Genomic DNA, 14,157 nt, shown 5'->3' with positions numbered 1-14,157 from the left:
TCGGACATCCCCAGGCTGCGGTCCGGTGGCATCGGCCGTCCAAGACCTCTTTCGGTGGTGGCGATACCCTGAAGACATCGCCACCCGGGAAGGAGCCGCGGTCATGGACCTGGATCTGCGCAAGGTCCGCTACTTCGCGGCGGTCGCCGAACTCCTCCACTTCGGCCGGGCGGCGGAGCGGCTGCACATCGCCCAGCCCGTGCTGAGCCGTCAGATCCGCGCCCTGGAGAAGGACTTGGGGGCCGAGCTGTTCGTACGGGACAGCCACGGTGTGACCCTGACCGACGCGGGGCGCCAACTCCTGGAAGACGCACGGCAGCTGCTGGCCGTCGCCGACGGAACCCGGCGCCGGGTCGCGCAGGCCGCGCGGGGCCGGCGCCGCCTCGTCGTCGGCTTCCGGGCCGGTGTCGTGGTCACCGAGGCACTGCGGGCCTTCACCGCGCACCACCCGGACGTCGAGGTGCGCGCCCTCCGGGTCGAATGGGACGACCAGGAGCAGCTGATCCTCGACGGCACCGTCGACATCGCCTACGTACGGCTCCCGGTCCGGGGGGAGGGTCTCGACGTGCGGGCCCTGTACAGCGAGCCCCGCGTCGCCATGCTCCCGGACCGGCACCGGCTCGCCGGGAAGCAGGAGATCTCCCTCTCCGACCTCGACGGCGAGCAGTGGCTGCGCTACAACGACCCCCGGCCCGGCGACCTGCCGCTGCGCACCATCGAGGAGAAGTTCGAGTGCGTGGCCGCCGGCACCGCCATCACGATGGTGCCGCGCTCGGCCGCCGAGCAGTACTCCCGCCCGGACATCGTCTACGTCCCGGTCGTCGACGCCGAACCCGACCGGGTGCTGCTGGCCTGGGCGGCCGGCCGCCGCTCGGCGCTGGTCGCCGCCTTCGCCGAGGCAGCGGCGGACGTCGGGGCGCCCCGCTCCGGCTGAGGCGGGGCGTTGCGGCGCGGGGGACACGGGACTGAGGCGGGGCCCCTGCGGCGCAGGGGGCGCTCCCCGCCGGCCGGGGCCCCGCCGCCGTGCCGCGGGGAACCGTCAGCCCTGGGCGGCCGCGGCCCGCAGGGCGATGCGGTCCTCGCCCGCGTACACGTTCATGTTGCTGCCGCGCAGGAAACCGACCAGGGTCAGCCCGGTCTCCAATGCCAGGTCCACCGCCAGCGAGGACGGCGCCGAGACGGCCGCGAGCATCGGGATGCCCGCCATCACGGCCTTCTGCGCCAGCTCGAAGGAGGCCCGCCCGGAGACGAGCAGGATCGCCCGGGACAGCGGCAGGCCGCCGTTCTGCAGGGCCCGGCCGACCAGCTTGTCCACCGCGTTGTGCCGGCCCACGTCCTCACGGATGTCCAGCAGCTCGCCGTCCTCCGCGAACAGGGCCGCCGCGTGCAGCCCCCCGGTCCGGTCGAAGACCCGTTGCGACGCGCGGAGCCGGTCGGGGAGGCTCGCGAGCAGCTCGGGCTCCACCCGGACCGGGGGAGTGTCGGCGATCGGCCAGCGGGCCGTCGTACGCACCGCGTCCAGGCTGGCCTTGCCGCACAGCCCGCAGGACGAGGACGTGTAGACGTTCCGTTCCAGGGTGAAGTCGGGGAGCCGGACGCCCGGCGTGGTCCGGACGTCGACGACGTTGTAGGTGTTGGAACCGTCCACCGTGGCGCCCGCGCAGTACACGATGTTCTGCAGGTCGGCGGCGGCCGCCAGTACCCCCTCGCTCACCAGGAACCCGGCCGCCAGCGCGAAGTCGTCGCCGGGCGTGCGCATGGTGATGGCGAGCGGTTTCCCGTTGAGTCTGATCTCCAGCGGTTCCTCGGCGACGAGCGTGTCCGGCCGGGCGGAGACCGCTCCGTCGCGGATGCGGATGACCTTGCGTCGTTCCGTGACTCGTCCCATGGTCTGATCAGCCCCGGTTCTGTACGTGCTGGTAGCCGAAACGGCCCTTGATGCAGAGATTGCCGTGGGTCACCGGGTTGTCGTGCGGTGAGGTGACCTTGACTATCTCATTGTCCTGCACGTGGAGCGTGAGGTTGCAGCCCACACCGCAGTACGCGCACACCGTGGTCGTCTCCGTCTGCTTCGACTCGTCCCAGGTACCCGCCGCCCGCATGTCGAACTCCGACTTGAACGACAGCGCCCCCGTGGGACACACCTCCACGCAGTTCCCGCAGTAGACGCAGGCCGAGTCGGTCAGCGGGGCGTCGTGCTCGACGGCGATCCGGGCGTCGAAGCCGCGCCCGGCGACGGAGATCGCGAAGCTGTTCTGCCACTGGTCGCCGCAGGCGTCGACGCACTTGTAGCAGAGGATGCACTTGCCGTAGTCGCGCACGTACAGATCGTTGTCGACCCTCGGTTCCTCGTTCAGGCGGGCCGCGTCGGGGCCGAAGCGGTCCGGTTTCGCCTCGTACTCCTTGATCCACTCGGCTGCGCGGGGGGTCGTCGACAGGTCCACCGAGGAGGCCAGCAGCTCCAGGACGATCCTGCGGCTGTGCCGGACGCGTTCGCCGCCGGTGCGGACGACCATCCCCGGCTCGGCCTTCCGGGAGCAGGCGGGCACGAGGGTCCGCGCCCCCTCCACCTCCACCACGCACACCCGGCAGGCGTTCTTCGGGCGCAGCGTGTCGCCCTCGCACAGGGTCGGCACGTCCTTGCCTGCCGCCCGGCAGGCGTCCAGGATCGTCGAGCCCTCCGGGACCCGCGCCTCCTCGCCGTCGATGGTGAACTCCAGCAGCCGGCGCGGGATCCCCAGCGGTGTCACGGTCATTCGTACGCCCCCAGACGGTCGATGGCGGATTCCACGGCGTTCCACGCGGTCTGCCCGAGACCGCAGATCGAGGCGTCCCGCATCGCCCGGCCGACCTCGCGCAGCAGCGCGACGTCCCCGGCCGCGCCGGCGCCGGTGCGCTCGACGATCCGGTGCAGCGCCTCCTCCTGCCGGACCGTGCCGACCCGGCAGGGCACGCACTGCCCGCAGGACTCGTCCCGGAAGAACTGGGCGATCCGGAGCAGGAGCCGCGGCAGCGGCACGGTGTCGTCGAAGGCCATGACCACACCGGAGCCGAGCGTGGTGCCGGCCTCCCGGGTCCCTTCGAAGGTGAGCGGGATGCCGAGTTCGTCCGGCCGTACGAAGCCGCCCGCGGCGCCACCGAGCAGGACCGCCCGCAGGCCGTCGCGCACTCCGGCCAGGTGGAGGAGTTCGCCGAGCGTGGCGCCGAAGGGGAGTTCGAAGATGCCGGGGCGGGCCACGCTCCCGGACACGCAGAAGAGCTTCGGGCCGGTGGACCTGGCGGTGCCGATCGCCGCGTACGCCGGGGCGCCCATGGTCAGGATCGGCAGGACGTTGACCAGCGTCTCCACGTTGTTCTCGACCGTCGGCTTCCCGAACAGCCCTTTCTCCACCGGGAACGGCGGCTTCGAGCGCGGCTCGCCCCGGTACCCCTCGATGGAGTTGAACAGGGCCGTCTCCTCGCCGCAGATGTACGCCCCGGCGCCGCGCCGGATCTCGATGTCGAAGGCGAAGCCCTGCCCGAGCACGTCCTCGCCGAGGAAGCCCCGGGCGCGGGCCTGGTCGATCGCGTGCCGGAGACGCCGGGTCGCCCGCGGGTACTCGCCGCGGAGGTAGACGAAGCCCCGGCGGGCGCCGATCGCGTACCCCGCGATCGTCATCGCCTCCACCAGGGAGTACGGATCGCCCTCCATGAGCACGCGGTCCTTGAAGGTGCCCGGCTCCGATTCGTCGGCGTTGCAGACCAGGTAGTGCGGGTGGTCGGGCTGGGAAGCGGTGGCCTGCCACTTGCGGCCGGTGGGGAAGGCGGCGCCGCCGCGCCCGACCAGCCCCGAGTCGGTGACCTCGCGGATGACCCCGGCGGGGCCGAGCGCGAAGGCGTGCCGCAGGGCGGTGTAGCCGCCGTTCGCCCGGTAGTCGTCGAGCGAGGCGGGGTCGACCACGCCCACCCGCTGCAGCAGGGTCAGGCCCTCCTGTCCCGCCTGGGGTACGGCCGCCCCGGCCGGCGGCTCCTCCTGTGCCGAGTCGGGCGCGGTGGCCGCGAGCACGGCCGCCTCGACCGTCGCCGGGGCCGCCACCGCCGTACGCACCGGGCTCCCGGCCCGGATCGCCAGGGCCGCCGGGGCCCGCTCGCACAGGCCCAGACAGGGGCTGCGCTCGACGTGCACGCCGGGGCCGAGGCCCGCCTCCACCCCGGCGCACAGTGCGGACGCCCCGGCCGCCGTGCACGCCAGGTCCGTGCAGACGTGCAGGACGGTCGCCGGGCGGGGCCTGACGGAGAACATCGCGTAGAAGGTGGCGACTCCGTACGCCTCGGCCGGGGGGACGGTCAGGCGGCGGCAGAGGTAGCCGAGGGCGCCCTCGCTGATCCAGCCGACCCGGTCGTTGATCGCGTGCAGCCCCGGCAGCAGCAGGTCGCGGCGGTCCCGGGCCTCCCGGCCGCCGCGCGCCCAGCGCAGGTCCGCGTCGGAGCGGTCGGCGCCCTCCCAGGAGGACTCCGGAGGGCCCAGCAGGGCGTCGACGGCGGCGCGTTCGTCGTCCGTCGGTTTGCTGTCGCCGAAGTGCAGGTCCACTTACGTCACCTCACGATGGTCGCGACCGGGAGCTTCTCGATACGGATCGCGGACGCCTTGAACTCCGCAGTCCCCGCGATCGGGCAGTTCGCCTCGATCGTCAGCTGGTTGGTGTCCACCTCGTCGGGAAAGTGCATGGTCATGAAGGCGAGCCCGGGGCGCAGCGCCGGGTCGACCCAGACCGGCGCCACCACCGCGCCCCGCCGGGAGGACACCTGGACCTCCTCGCCGACGGTCACCCCGTACCGCTCGGCGTCCTCCGGGCACAGCTCGATGTACTCGCCGCGCCGCAGCGGGGAGGCGTAGCCGCCGCTCTGCACACCGGTGTTGTAGGAGTCGAGACGGCGCCCGGTGGTGAGCCGGATCGGGTACTCCTCGTCGGTGAGATCGACCGGGGGATCGTGCCGGACCAGCCCGAACGGTGCCGGTGTCCCGCGCCTGTCCGGGTCCGTCTCCCACAACCGGCCGTGCAGGTACGTCGGTTCGAGCCGCTCGGTGCTCGGGCACGGCCACTGGATGCCCTGGTGCTCGACGAGCCGGTCGTACGTCATGCCGTAGTGGTCGGGGGAGACGGAGCGGAGCTCGTTCCAGACGGCCTCCGCGTCGGCGTACTTCCAGTCGTGGCCCAGGAGCCCCGCCAGCTCGCAGATGATGTCGATGTCCTCACGGGCCTCGCCGGGCGGGGCGACCGCACGGCGCACCCGCTGCACCCGGCGCTCGCTGTTGGTCGTGGTGCCCTCGGTCTCCGCCCAGCCGGCGGTCGCGGGCAGCACCACGTCCGCCAGTTCCGCCGTCTTCGTGAGGAAGATGTCCTGGACGACCAGGAAGTCGAGGGCCCGCAGCCGCCGCACCGCCTGCTCGCTGTCGGCCTCCGACTGGGCCGGGTTCTCACCGATGCAGTAGACCGCCCTGAGCGAGCCCTCCTCCATCGCCTCGAACATCTCGGTGAGGGTCAGCCCGTAGTGCGGCGGGATGACCGTGTCCCAGGCCGACTCGAACTTCAGCCGGGCGTCCGGGTCGAGGATGTCCTGGAAGCCGGGCAGGCGGTTGGGGATCGCGCCCATGTCGCCGCCGCCCTGCACGTTGTTCTGCCCGCGCAGCGGCTGCAACCCGGCGCCCCAGCGTCCCACCTGACCGGTGAGCAGGGAGAGGTTGATCAGGGCGCGGACGTTGTCGGTGCCGTTGTGGTGCTCGGTGATGCCGAGGGTCCAGCACAGCTGGGCGCGCTCGGCGCGGGCGTAGGCGTGCGCCAACTCCCGTATCGCGCGGGCCGGTACGCCCGTCACCTTCTCTGTGAGGGACAGCGTCCACGGCTCGACGAGGGCCTTGTACTCCTCGAAGCCGGTGGTGGCCCGCTCGACGAACGCCTCGTTGACCAGCCCCGCGTGGATGATCTCCCGGCCGATCGCGTGCGCCATCGGGATGTCGGTGCCGACGTTCAGCCCGAGCCAGCTCTCCGCCCACTCCGCGGTGGAGGTGCGCCGCGGGTCGACGGCGTACATCCGGGCGCCGTTCCTGATCCCCTTCAGCACGTGCTGGAAGAAGATCGGGTGCGCGAAGCGGGCGTTGGAACCCCACATCACGATGACGTCGGTGTGCTCGATCTCCTCGTACGACGAGGTGCCGCCGCCGGACCCGAAGGCCGCCGAGAGACCGGCCACGCTCGGGGCGTGACAGGTCCGGTTGCAGGAGTCGACGTTGTTGGTGCCCATCACCACCCGGGCGAACTTCTGCGCCACGTAGTTCATCTCGTTGGTCGCGCGGGCGCAGGAGAACATCCCGAACGCCTCGCGGTTGCGCTCCAGGCCGCGGGCCGCGCGGTCCAGCGCCTCCTCCCAGCTCGCCTGCCGGAACGGCTCGTCGCGGGAGTCCCTGACCAGCGGGTGGGTGAGACGGGTGTAGGTCTTCGGTTCGCGCTTCCGGGTGCGCTTCGTGCCTGTCGTGCTCCTCATGCGGCGCTCCTCAGGGCGAGCAGGTCCGAGATGGCGTGCACGGTGCGGAGGGTGGGCACCTGCACGCCGGTGATCTCCGCCAGCTCCACGACGGCCGCGAGCAGCACGTCGAGTTCCAGCGGCTTGCCGCGCTCCAGGTCCTGGAGCGTGGAGGTGCGGTGGTCGCCGACCTTCTCGGCGCCCGCCAGCCGGCGTTCGATGGAGATCCCGACCTCGCAGCCGAGCGCCTCGGCGACGTCGAGCGTCTCGCGCATCATGATCTCGATGACCCGCCGGGTGCCGCCGTGCAGGCACATCTGCCGCATCGTGGCGCGGGCCAGCGCGCTGATCGGGTTGAAGGAGATGTTGCCGAGCAGCTTGAGCCAGATGTCGTTGCGCAGGTCGGGCTCGACCGGGCACTTCAGGCCGCCGGTCTGCATGGCCTCGCTGAACCGCAGACACCGTTCGGACACGCTGCGGTCGGGCTCGCCGACCGAGAACCTGGTGCCCTCCAGGTGCCGTACCACGCCGGGGGCTTCGAGCTCGGTGGCCGCGTACACCACGCAGCCGACGGCGCGTTCGGGGGCGAGTACGGCGCTGACGGTGCCGTCCGGGTCGACGCTCTCGACGCGGTGGCCGTCGTAGGGGCCGCCGTGCCGGTGGAAGTACCACCAGGGGATGCCGTTCTGGGCGGCGACCACCGCAGTGCGCTCGTGCAGCAGCGGCTCGACCAGCGGCCCGCACGCCGCGTACGAGTTGGCCTTCAGGCCCAGGAAGACGTAGTCGACCGGGCCGACCTCGGCCGGGTCGTCGGTGGCGTGGGCGTGCGCGGTGAAGTCGCCGCGCGGGCTGAGCACCCGTACTCCGTACTGCCTCATGGCCGCCAGATGGGGTCCACGGGCGATGAGATGCACATCGGCGCCCGCGCGGTGGAGCGCGGCACCGACGTAGGCGCCGATCGCACCGGCGCCGAGGACTGCGACTTTCACGGAACGCTCCGTTCGGTTTGAGGGATACCGCGGAGGTGGCCTCGGACTCGGCCGCGGAGTCGGCCTTCGCGAGGCATGTCGACGAAATATTGTCTACAGTATGGAGTCCGGGTCGACAAGGGTCCGGACAGCGACCGTTCGGCGCATTCTGGATACCGTTCAACGCATACGATCGAACTCGCGGGTTCTCAACCACCCTTGCGGGGCCATAGCGTCCGGGATTCATGAGCAGCCCCCCTGTTGCGCCTCCGGGCTGGAGCCGCTGGCTCGTCCCGCCCGCCGCCCTCTCCGTCCATCTCGCCATCGGCCAGGCCTACGCCTGGAGCGTGTTCAAGCCGCCACTCGAATCCGCCCTGAACCTGAGCGGCACCCAGAGCGCGCTGCCCTTCCAGCTCGCGATCGTGATGCTCGGCCTGTCGGCCGCGTTCGGCGGCACCCTCGTCGAACGCAACGGACCGCGCTGGGCCATGACCGTGGCCCTGATCTGCTTCTCCTCCGGCTTCCTGATCTCCGCGCTCGGCGCCGAGACCAAGCAGTACTGGCTGATCGTCCTCGGCTACGGCTTCGTCGGCGGTATCGGCCTCGGCATCGGCTACATATCGCCCGTCTCCACCCTGATCAAGTGGTTCCCGGACCGGCCCGGCATGGCCACCGGCATCGCCATCATGGGCTTCGGCGGCGGCGCGCTGATCGCCTCACCGTGGTCGGCGCAGATGCTCTCGTCCTTCGGCAGTGACAACGATGGCATCGCCCTCGCCTTCCTGGTGCACGGGCTGTCGTACGCCGTCTTCATGACCCTCGGGGTCCTGCTCATCCGTGTCCCGCGCACCGAGAAGCCGGTCGCGGCGGCGCCGAGCGCCTTCGAGGGTGTGCAGGTCTCCGCGAACAGCGCGATCCGCACTCCGCAGTTCTGGTGCCTGTGGGTCGTGCTCTGCATGAACGTGACCGCCGGCATCGGCATCCTGGAGAAGGCCGCCCCGATGATCACGGACTTCTTCGCCGACAGCTCCACCCCGGTGTCGGCGTCCGCGGCGGCCGGCTTCGTCGCCCTGCTGTCCGCCGCCAACATGGCGGGCCGGATCGGCTGGTCGTCCACCTCCGACCTGATCGGCCGCAAGAACATCTACCGCGTCTATCTGGGCGTGGGCGCCGTGATGTACCTGCTCATCGCCCTGTTCGGGGACTCGTCCAAACCCCTGTTCATCCTCTGCGCCCTGGTGATCCTCTCCTTCTACGGCGGCGGCTTCGCGACCGTCCCCGCCTACCTGAAGGACCTCTTCGGCACCTACCAGGTCGGTGCCATCCACGGCCGGCTGCTCACCGCCTGGTCCCTGGCAGGTGTGCTCGGCCCGCTGATCGTCAACTGGATCGCCGACCACCAGAAGGGCGCCGGCAAGCACGGCGCCGACCTCTACACCCTGTCCTTCGGCATCATGATCGGCCTGCTCGTCGTCGGTTTCGTCGCCAACGAGCTGGTCCGGCCCGTCCATGCCCGCCACCACATCCCCGCCCCGAGGGAGGCCGTCGATGTCGAACGAGAGCAGCCGGCCTGAGCCGGACCGCCGCTGGCTGATCGCCGTCGCCTGGGTCTGGGTCGGCGCGCCCTTCGCCTACGGGGTGTACGAACTCGTACAGAAAGCGACACAGCTGTTCAACGGGTGACCGGTGGGGATAGCCGGGCGTCCGAGGGTCTGCAAGAAGCCGACAACTCGGGCGCCCGTTTCCTGTGGCCTCACATGCCGTCGTACCCGTGAGTCACTGAACAGACTGGTGGACCCACACCGAGGCAACGAGGGGGCTCCACCACCCATGATCGGATCGCGCATCGCCGCCGTCGGCCACTATCAGCCCGCCAGGATACTCACCAACGAGGACCTGGCGGGCATGGTCGACACCAGTGACGAGTGGATCCGCAGCCGGGTGGGCATCAACACCCGGCACATCGCGGGCCCCGACGAACCCGTCGACGAACTGGCCGCGCACGCCGCCGCCAAGGCCCTCGCCACGGCCGGCCTCACCCCCGCGGACATCGACCTGGTCCTGGTCGCCACCTCCACCGCGATCGACCGCTCGCCGAACATGGCCGCGCGCGTCGCCGCCCGGCTCGGCATCCCGCGGCCCGCCGCGATGGACGTCAACGTCGTGTGCGCCGGTTTCACCCACGCGCTCGCCACCGCCGACCACACCGTGCGGGCCGGCGCCGCCGCCCGGGCGCTCGTCATCGGCGCCGACAAGATGTCCGAGGTGACGGACTGGACCGACCGTACGACCTGCGTCCTGGTCGGCGACGGGGCGGGCGCGGCCGTGGTCGAGGCCTGCGGGCCCGGCGAGGAGCCCGGGATCGGACCGGTCCTGTGGGGCTCCGTCCCCGAGATGAGCCACGCGGTACGCATCGAGGGCACCCCGCCCCGGTTCGCGCAGGAGGGGCAGAGCGTCTACCGCTGGGCCACCACCCAGCTGCCGCCCATCGCCCGGCGCGCCTGTGAGAAGGCCGGGGTGGCACCCGCCGACCTCGCGGCCGTCGTGCTGCACCAGGCCAACCTGCGGATCATCGAGCCGCTCGCGGCGAAGATCGGCGCGGTCAACGCGGTCGTCGCCCGTGACGTCACCGAATCGGGGAACACGTCGGCGGCGAGCATCCCGCTCGCCCTCTCCAAGCTGGTCGAACAGGGCCGGGTGTCCAGCGGCGACCCGATCCTGCTGTTCGGCTTCGGCGGCAACCTGTCGTACGCGGGGCAGGTCGTGCGCTGTCCCTGAGAGCGGGGTGCGGGGTGCGGGGTGCGGGGTGCGGGGTGCGATGTGACCGACCCCCGCTTCCTCTGGCGGCTGTGCGCCGTAGACTGTAGACGAAAGACAATCGATACTGAGTGTCCGCTCGTAACGGGAGTCTGCCGAAGGGGGACCCGATGTTGTCAGCCGGACTGCCGCAGGGCGCGGTGCCCAGACTCGAACGCCCCGGACCGCTCCGCGACCGCGTCTACGAGGCGCTGCTGGAACTCATCACCACCCGCGCCCTCCAGCCCGGCCAGCACCTCGTCGAGAGCGAACTCGCCGGGCACCTCGGCGTCTCCCGGCAGCCGGTCCGTGAGGCGCTCCAGCGGCTGAACACCGAGGGCTGGGTGGACCTGCGGCCCGCACAGGGCGCGTTCGTGCACGAGCCGACGGAGGCGGAGGCCGATCAACTCCTCACCGTCCGCACCCTGTTGGAAGCCGAGGCGGCACGGCTCGCGGCGGCCAACGCGGGCAGCGCCGGCGTGGCCGCCCTCGAATCCCTCTGCGCCGAGGGCGAGAAGGCGGTCGCCGCGGACGACGTGGACGGAGCCGTCGCGCTGAACGCCGCGTTCCACGCCAAGATCATGGACCTGGCCGGCAACGCGGTCCTCGCCGAACTCGCCGCCCAGGTCGACCGGCGGGTCCGCTGGTACTACACGCCGGTGGCCCGGCAGCGCGGCCACCAGTCCTGGGTCGAGCACCGCGCACTGATAGCGGCGATCACGGCCCGGGACGAGCAACTGGCCACCACGCTGATGCGCGAACACACGGAGCACACACGGCGGTCGTACCACGAGCGGGCGACGTCCTGACCCGAGTGACGGCGCGGGCCGTGTCCGTCCCGGCCGGGCGGTTCACGGCAGCGTGATGAGAGCGATGCCCTCCGCCGTCGCGACGGCCAGCCGGGTGCCGTCGGGGTGGAGGGCGGCGACGGGGGTGGGAACACGCCGGTAGCCGAAGCAGGTCGGTTTGACGGGCACGGCGACCTCCGGCCACTCCGCCACGATGCGCCCGGTGACCGGGTCGAGCAGCCGCGGGTGGCCGAAGAACGAGAGCACCTGGTCGCCACGGGGCACCAACAGCACCCCCGGCTCGGCATCGCCGACGGGACTGCGGTGGAGCCAGCGCCCCTCGGACACGGACCACACCCCGACGTGGCGCGGCGGCAGCCCGGCCGTCTCCTCCTCGTAGCACTCCTCAGCTCCCGTCGCCAGCACCAGCCGGTCGGCGTCGAGCCAGCAGCCCGCCGTCACCTCGGCGGTCATGACCGCCGATATCGGCAACAGACCGTCGCCATCCAGGGTGCCGGGGTCGCTGAGCGCGAGCGCGGTGTCGTAGACCAGGGCCATGCCGAAGGGCTGCCAGACCCAGCCGACCGAGAGCAGGTACCGGCCGTCCGGGCTCAGACTCAGCCTGGAGTGGAAGACGTCCTCCGGCTCCCGCCCGCCGGCGGTCAGCCGCTCGCCGCTCGCGGCATCCTCGATCTGCAGGACGTTGTACTCGTCGGGGCAGTGCACGACGACCTCGCGACCGTCGCCCAACGCGCCCAGGGCGAGCGGATAGTCGTAGTCCGGCGCGTGGTAGTAGCTGCGGTTCAGCTCCCGCACGGTCCGTTCGCCTCCGACCAGCACCGCCTTGGTGCCACGCTCCTGGTACACCGCGGAGTAGTGCCCCGAGGCCGAGGCGGTCCCGGCGTCGAACGGGAAGCTCCACGTGAAGGACGCCGTGTGCTCCACCCCGTCACGGTCCCAGCGCCGACCGCCCCCGACCGCGGAGACCAGTTCGTCGCCCTCCCACATCAGCGACTTCGGCGCCGACTTCACCGGTATCGACTTCACGGTCATGGATGCCCCCAACCCGGAGCACCTCGGGCGGGCCTCCGCCGGGAATCTACGGGACGCCGCGCACTCAGCGCGTACGAATTTCGCGGCTCCATTCCTGTTCCTACCCGTCGTCCCGGCACAGGCAGAAGGGATGACCGGCGGGATCGAACAGCACCCGTACGTGGTCCTGTGGTTGATCCGGCGCGAACCGCGCCCCCAGGGCGACGGCCTCGCCCACCGCCGCGTCCAGGTCGGCCACCTGGAAGTCGAGATGCGTCATCTCGCGCTGCTCACCGACGGCCGGCGGCCAGGTGGGCGGCCGGTAACCGGAGGCCTCCTGGAAGACGATGTACACGGCTTCCTGGGGTGGGGCGACGACAGCCGCCCCGGACTCCTCGTGCACGACCGGCCAATCCAGCAGCTCGGAGTAGAAGCGGGCCAGGAGCGCGGGGCCGATGCCTCGACGGCGGTTCCCCACCACATGTCGATTGTTCGGGATCGGCGCCGGGGTCCTGCGTCGAACAGACCGACGAGCCGATCTACCGCCTTCCGGACCGGGAGCAGCATTGTCCGGGCCGGCGGCGAAGGCCGTATCCGGAAGCGGCTGAGTCCCGGACCCGGGTCCGGGACTCAGCCGTCGGGAACACCTCGCCCCGAGGTTCGGCGGAACCCGTCAGGTAGCCGTCTGCGGCTGCATCACCCCCGCCATGGTGGCCGCACCCCGCCCCGGCTGCCGCAGCAGCAGTGCCACCCCCGCCGCCAGCATCGAGATGCCGCCGGCCAGGGCGTAGGCGCCGTTGTAGCCCCAGGCGCCGACGACCATGGAGCCGAGGCCGCCGCCGAAGAGGCCGCTGATGAGTTTGCCGCTGTAGACGAGGCCGTAGTTGGTGGCGTTGTAGTTCTCGCCGAAGTAGTCCGGGGTGAGGGCGGCGAAGAGCGGGTAGAAGGCGCCGCCGCCGAAGCCGGAGAGGAAGGCGAAGAACAGGAACAGCCACTCGCTCTTGATGTCACCGGCCCAGATCACGCCGAACTGGGCGAGGCCGAGGACGACGATGACGAAGACGAGGGTCGGTTTGCGGCCCAGGCGGTCGGAGAGCCAGCCGACCACGCCGCGGCCGATGCCGTTGATGACCGCCATCACGCCCATCGAGGAGGCCGCCACCAGCGGGCCGAAGCCCACGTCCTTCGCGAAGTCCACCTGGAAGGAGATGCCGAAGATCGAGACGCCGGCCGTCATGACGATGGAGATCCACATCAGGGGGAGCATTCCCGTGCGGATCGCCTCCTTCGGCGTGAACTGGCGTACCGCGGGCGGGTTCTTGGTGAGGGCCGCACCGGTCCTGGTGTCGGTCGCGTGCGTGAGCGGGTCCACGTCGGCAGGCCACCAGTTCTTCGGCGGGTCCTTGAAGAAGAACGCGGTGACCAGGACGACGACCATCACGTAGGCGCCGATCAGGTCCAGGACCCGGTGGTAGTTGGCCGTGTCGAAGGCGTAGTTGAAGATGAAGATGAAGGGCAGCGAGCCGTACGCGAAGCCGCCGTTCACGAACCCCGTGCGGGCGCCCCGGCGTTCGGGGAACCACTTGCCGACCATGTTGATGCAGGTCGCGTAGACCAGGCCGGAGCCCAGGCCGCCGATCACGCCGAAGCCGATGATCGCCAGCCAGATCTCGCTGATGTGGGAGAGGGCCAGGAAGCCGATCAGACACATCCCGGAGCCGGTGTACATGGCGCGCCGTGCGGTGAGGACGCCCTTCTCGCGCAGCCAGCCCGCCGGGAAGGCGATGCCGGCCTGGAAGAACACCCAGACGCTCAGGATCCAGAAGGTGTTGGACTGCGTCCAGCCGTGCGCGTGGGACAGCGTGTCCTCCGCGGAGCCGTACGCGTACTCGAAGACGCTGATGGCCATCATGGCTGTCCAGGGGAGGTACACCATGATGTTGCGGGAGTGGCCGAGGATGTCCCGGTCGGTCTCGCCGATCCGGTAGACGCGGCCGCGGGCGTCCGTGACCTCGCGGTACGGGCGGCTTCCGGCGTCCGTGCTGTTCGTGGCTACAGGGTCTGCCGTCATG

13 protein-coding genes are annotated in these 14,157 nt (G+C 71.2%); 5 read left to right on the top strand and 8 right to left on the bottom strand.

What is annotated here, in order from left to right; translation table 11 throughout:
* Positions 1–103 precede the first annotated feature (103 nt).
* Positions 104–934, top strand: coding sequence for a LysR family transcriptional regulator (locus tag BLW82_RS07435; RefSeq protein WP_093498062.1), 831 nt, complete (start codon positions 104–106; stop codon positions 932–934).
* A gap of 105 nt (positions 935–1,039) precedes the next feature.
* On the opposite strand, the gene fdhD is transcribed toward BLW82_RS07435, so the two are convergent.
* From fdhD to BLW82_RS07410, 5 genes are read right to left on the bottom strand one after another with little or no spacing between them, the layout of a single operon-like run.
* A complete protein-coding gene (fdhD, locus tag BLW82_RS07430; RefSeq protein WP_093498061.1) occupies positions 1,040–1,888 on the bottom strand; it encodes a formate dehydrogenase accessory sulfurtransferase FdhD in 849 nt (282 codons plus the stop codon).
* A gap of 7 nt (positions 1,889–1,895) precedes the next feature.
* The gene (locus BLW82_RS07425; RefSeq protein WP_093498060.1) at positions 1,896–2,756 is read right to left on the bottom strand and encodes a 2Fe-2S iron-sulfur cluster-binding protein; all 861 of its coding nucleotides are present in this window, start codon (positions 2,754–2,756) and stop codon (positions 1,896–1,898) included.
* The gene (locus BLW82_RS07420) at positions 2,753–4,570 is read right to left on the bottom strand and encodes an NADH-ubiquinone oxidoreductase-F iron-sulfur binding region domain-containing protein (RefSeq protein WP_093498059.1); all 1,818 of its coding nucleotides are present in this window, start codon (positions 4,568–4,570) and stop codon (positions 2,753–2,755) included. The genes BLW82_RS07425 and BLW82_RS07420 overlap by 4 nt, the downstream gene beginning before the upstream one ends.
* A gap of 5 nt (positions 4,571–4,575) precedes the next feature.
* Positions 4,576–6,522 (bottom strand): molybdopterin oxidoreductase family protein, encoded by a 1,947-nt coding sequence (locus BLW82_RS07415; RefSeq protein ID WP_093498058.1) that lies wholly within the window; start codon positions 6,520–6,522, stop codon positions 4,576–4,578.
* Positions 6,519–7,490 (bottom strand): 2-dehydropantoate 2-reductase, encoded by a 972-nt coding sequence (locus BLW82_RS07410; protein WP_093498057.1) that lies wholly within the window; start codon positions 7,488–7,490, stop codon positions 6,519–6,521. The genes BLW82_RS07415 and BLW82_RS07410 overlap by 4 nt, the downstream gene beginning before the upstream one ends.
* Before the next feature lie 224 nt (positions 7,491–7,714).
* Here BLW82_RS07410 and BLW82_RS07405 point away from each other — a divergent pair, with 224 nt between their 5' ends.
* The 4 genes from BLW82_RS07405 to BLW82_RS07395 all read left to right on the top strand — a co-directional run bounded on the left by BLW82_RS07405 (position 7,715) and on the right by BLW82_RS07395 (position 11,074).
* The gene (locus BLW82_RS07405; RefSeq protein ID WP_093498056.1) at positions 7,715–9,043 is read left to right on the top strand and encodes an OFA family MFS transporter; all 1,329 of its coding nucleotides are present in this window, start codon (positions 7,715–7,717) and stop codon (positions 9,041–9,043) included.
* The gene (locus BLW82_RS45220) at positions 9,018–9,152 is read left to right on the top strand and encodes an MFS transporter small subunit (protein ID WP_256215692.1); all 135 of its coding nucleotides are present in this window, start codon (positions 9,018–9,020) and stop codon (positions 9,150–9,152) included. The genes BLW82_RS07405 and BLW82_RS45220 overlap by 26 nt, the downstream gene beginning before the upstream one ends.
* A gap of 147 nt (positions 9,153–9,299) precedes the next feature.
* On the top strand, positions 9,300–10,247 hold the full coding sequence (locus tag BLW82_RS07400; protein WP_093498055.1) for a beta-ketoacyl-ACP synthase III: 948 nt from the start codon (positions 9,300–9,302) through the stop codon (positions 10,245–10,247).
* Between the two features lie 149 nt (positions 10,248–10,396).
* The gene (locus BLW82_RS07395; RefSeq protein WP_093498054.1) at positions 10,397–11,074 is read left to right on the top strand and encodes a GntR family transcriptional regulator; all 678 of its coding nucleotides are present in this window, start codon (positions 10,397–10,399) and stop codon (positions 11,072–11,074) included.
* A gap of 42 nt (positions 11,075–11,116) precedes the next feature.
* Here the strand turns inward: BLW82_RS07395 and BLW82_RS07390 are convergent, their stop codons facing one another.
* From BLW82_RS07390 to BLW82_RS07380, 3 genes are all read right to left on the bottom strand, one after another.
* A complete protein-coding gene (locus tag BLW82_RS07390; RefSeq protein WP_093498053.1) occupies positions 11,117–12,106 on the bottom strand; it encodes a hypothetical protein in 990 nt (329 codons plus the stop codon).
* Positions 12,107–12,206: 100 nt separating this feature from the next.
* Positions 12,207–12,566, bottom strand: coding sequence for a VOC family protein (locus BLW82_RS07385; protein ID WP_256215691.1), 360 nt, complete (start codon positions 12,564–12,566; stop codon positions 12,207–12,209).
* A 192-nt stretch (positions 12,567–12,758) separates the two neighbouring features.
* Positions 12,759–14,156, bottom strand: coding sequence for an OFA family MFS transporter (locus tag BLW82_RS07380; RefSeq protein ID WP_093498052.1), 1,398 nt, complete (start codon positions 14,154–14,156; stop codon positions 12,759–12,761).
* Position 14,157 lies beyond the last annotated feature (1 nt).

Source organism: Streptomyces sp. Ag109_O5-10 (genome assembly GCF_900105755.1).
Lineage (GTDB): Bacteria > Actinomycetota > Actinomycetes > Streptomycetales > Streptomycetaceae > Streptomyces.
This window is presented reverse-complemented; position numbering and strand designations above follow the sequence as displayed.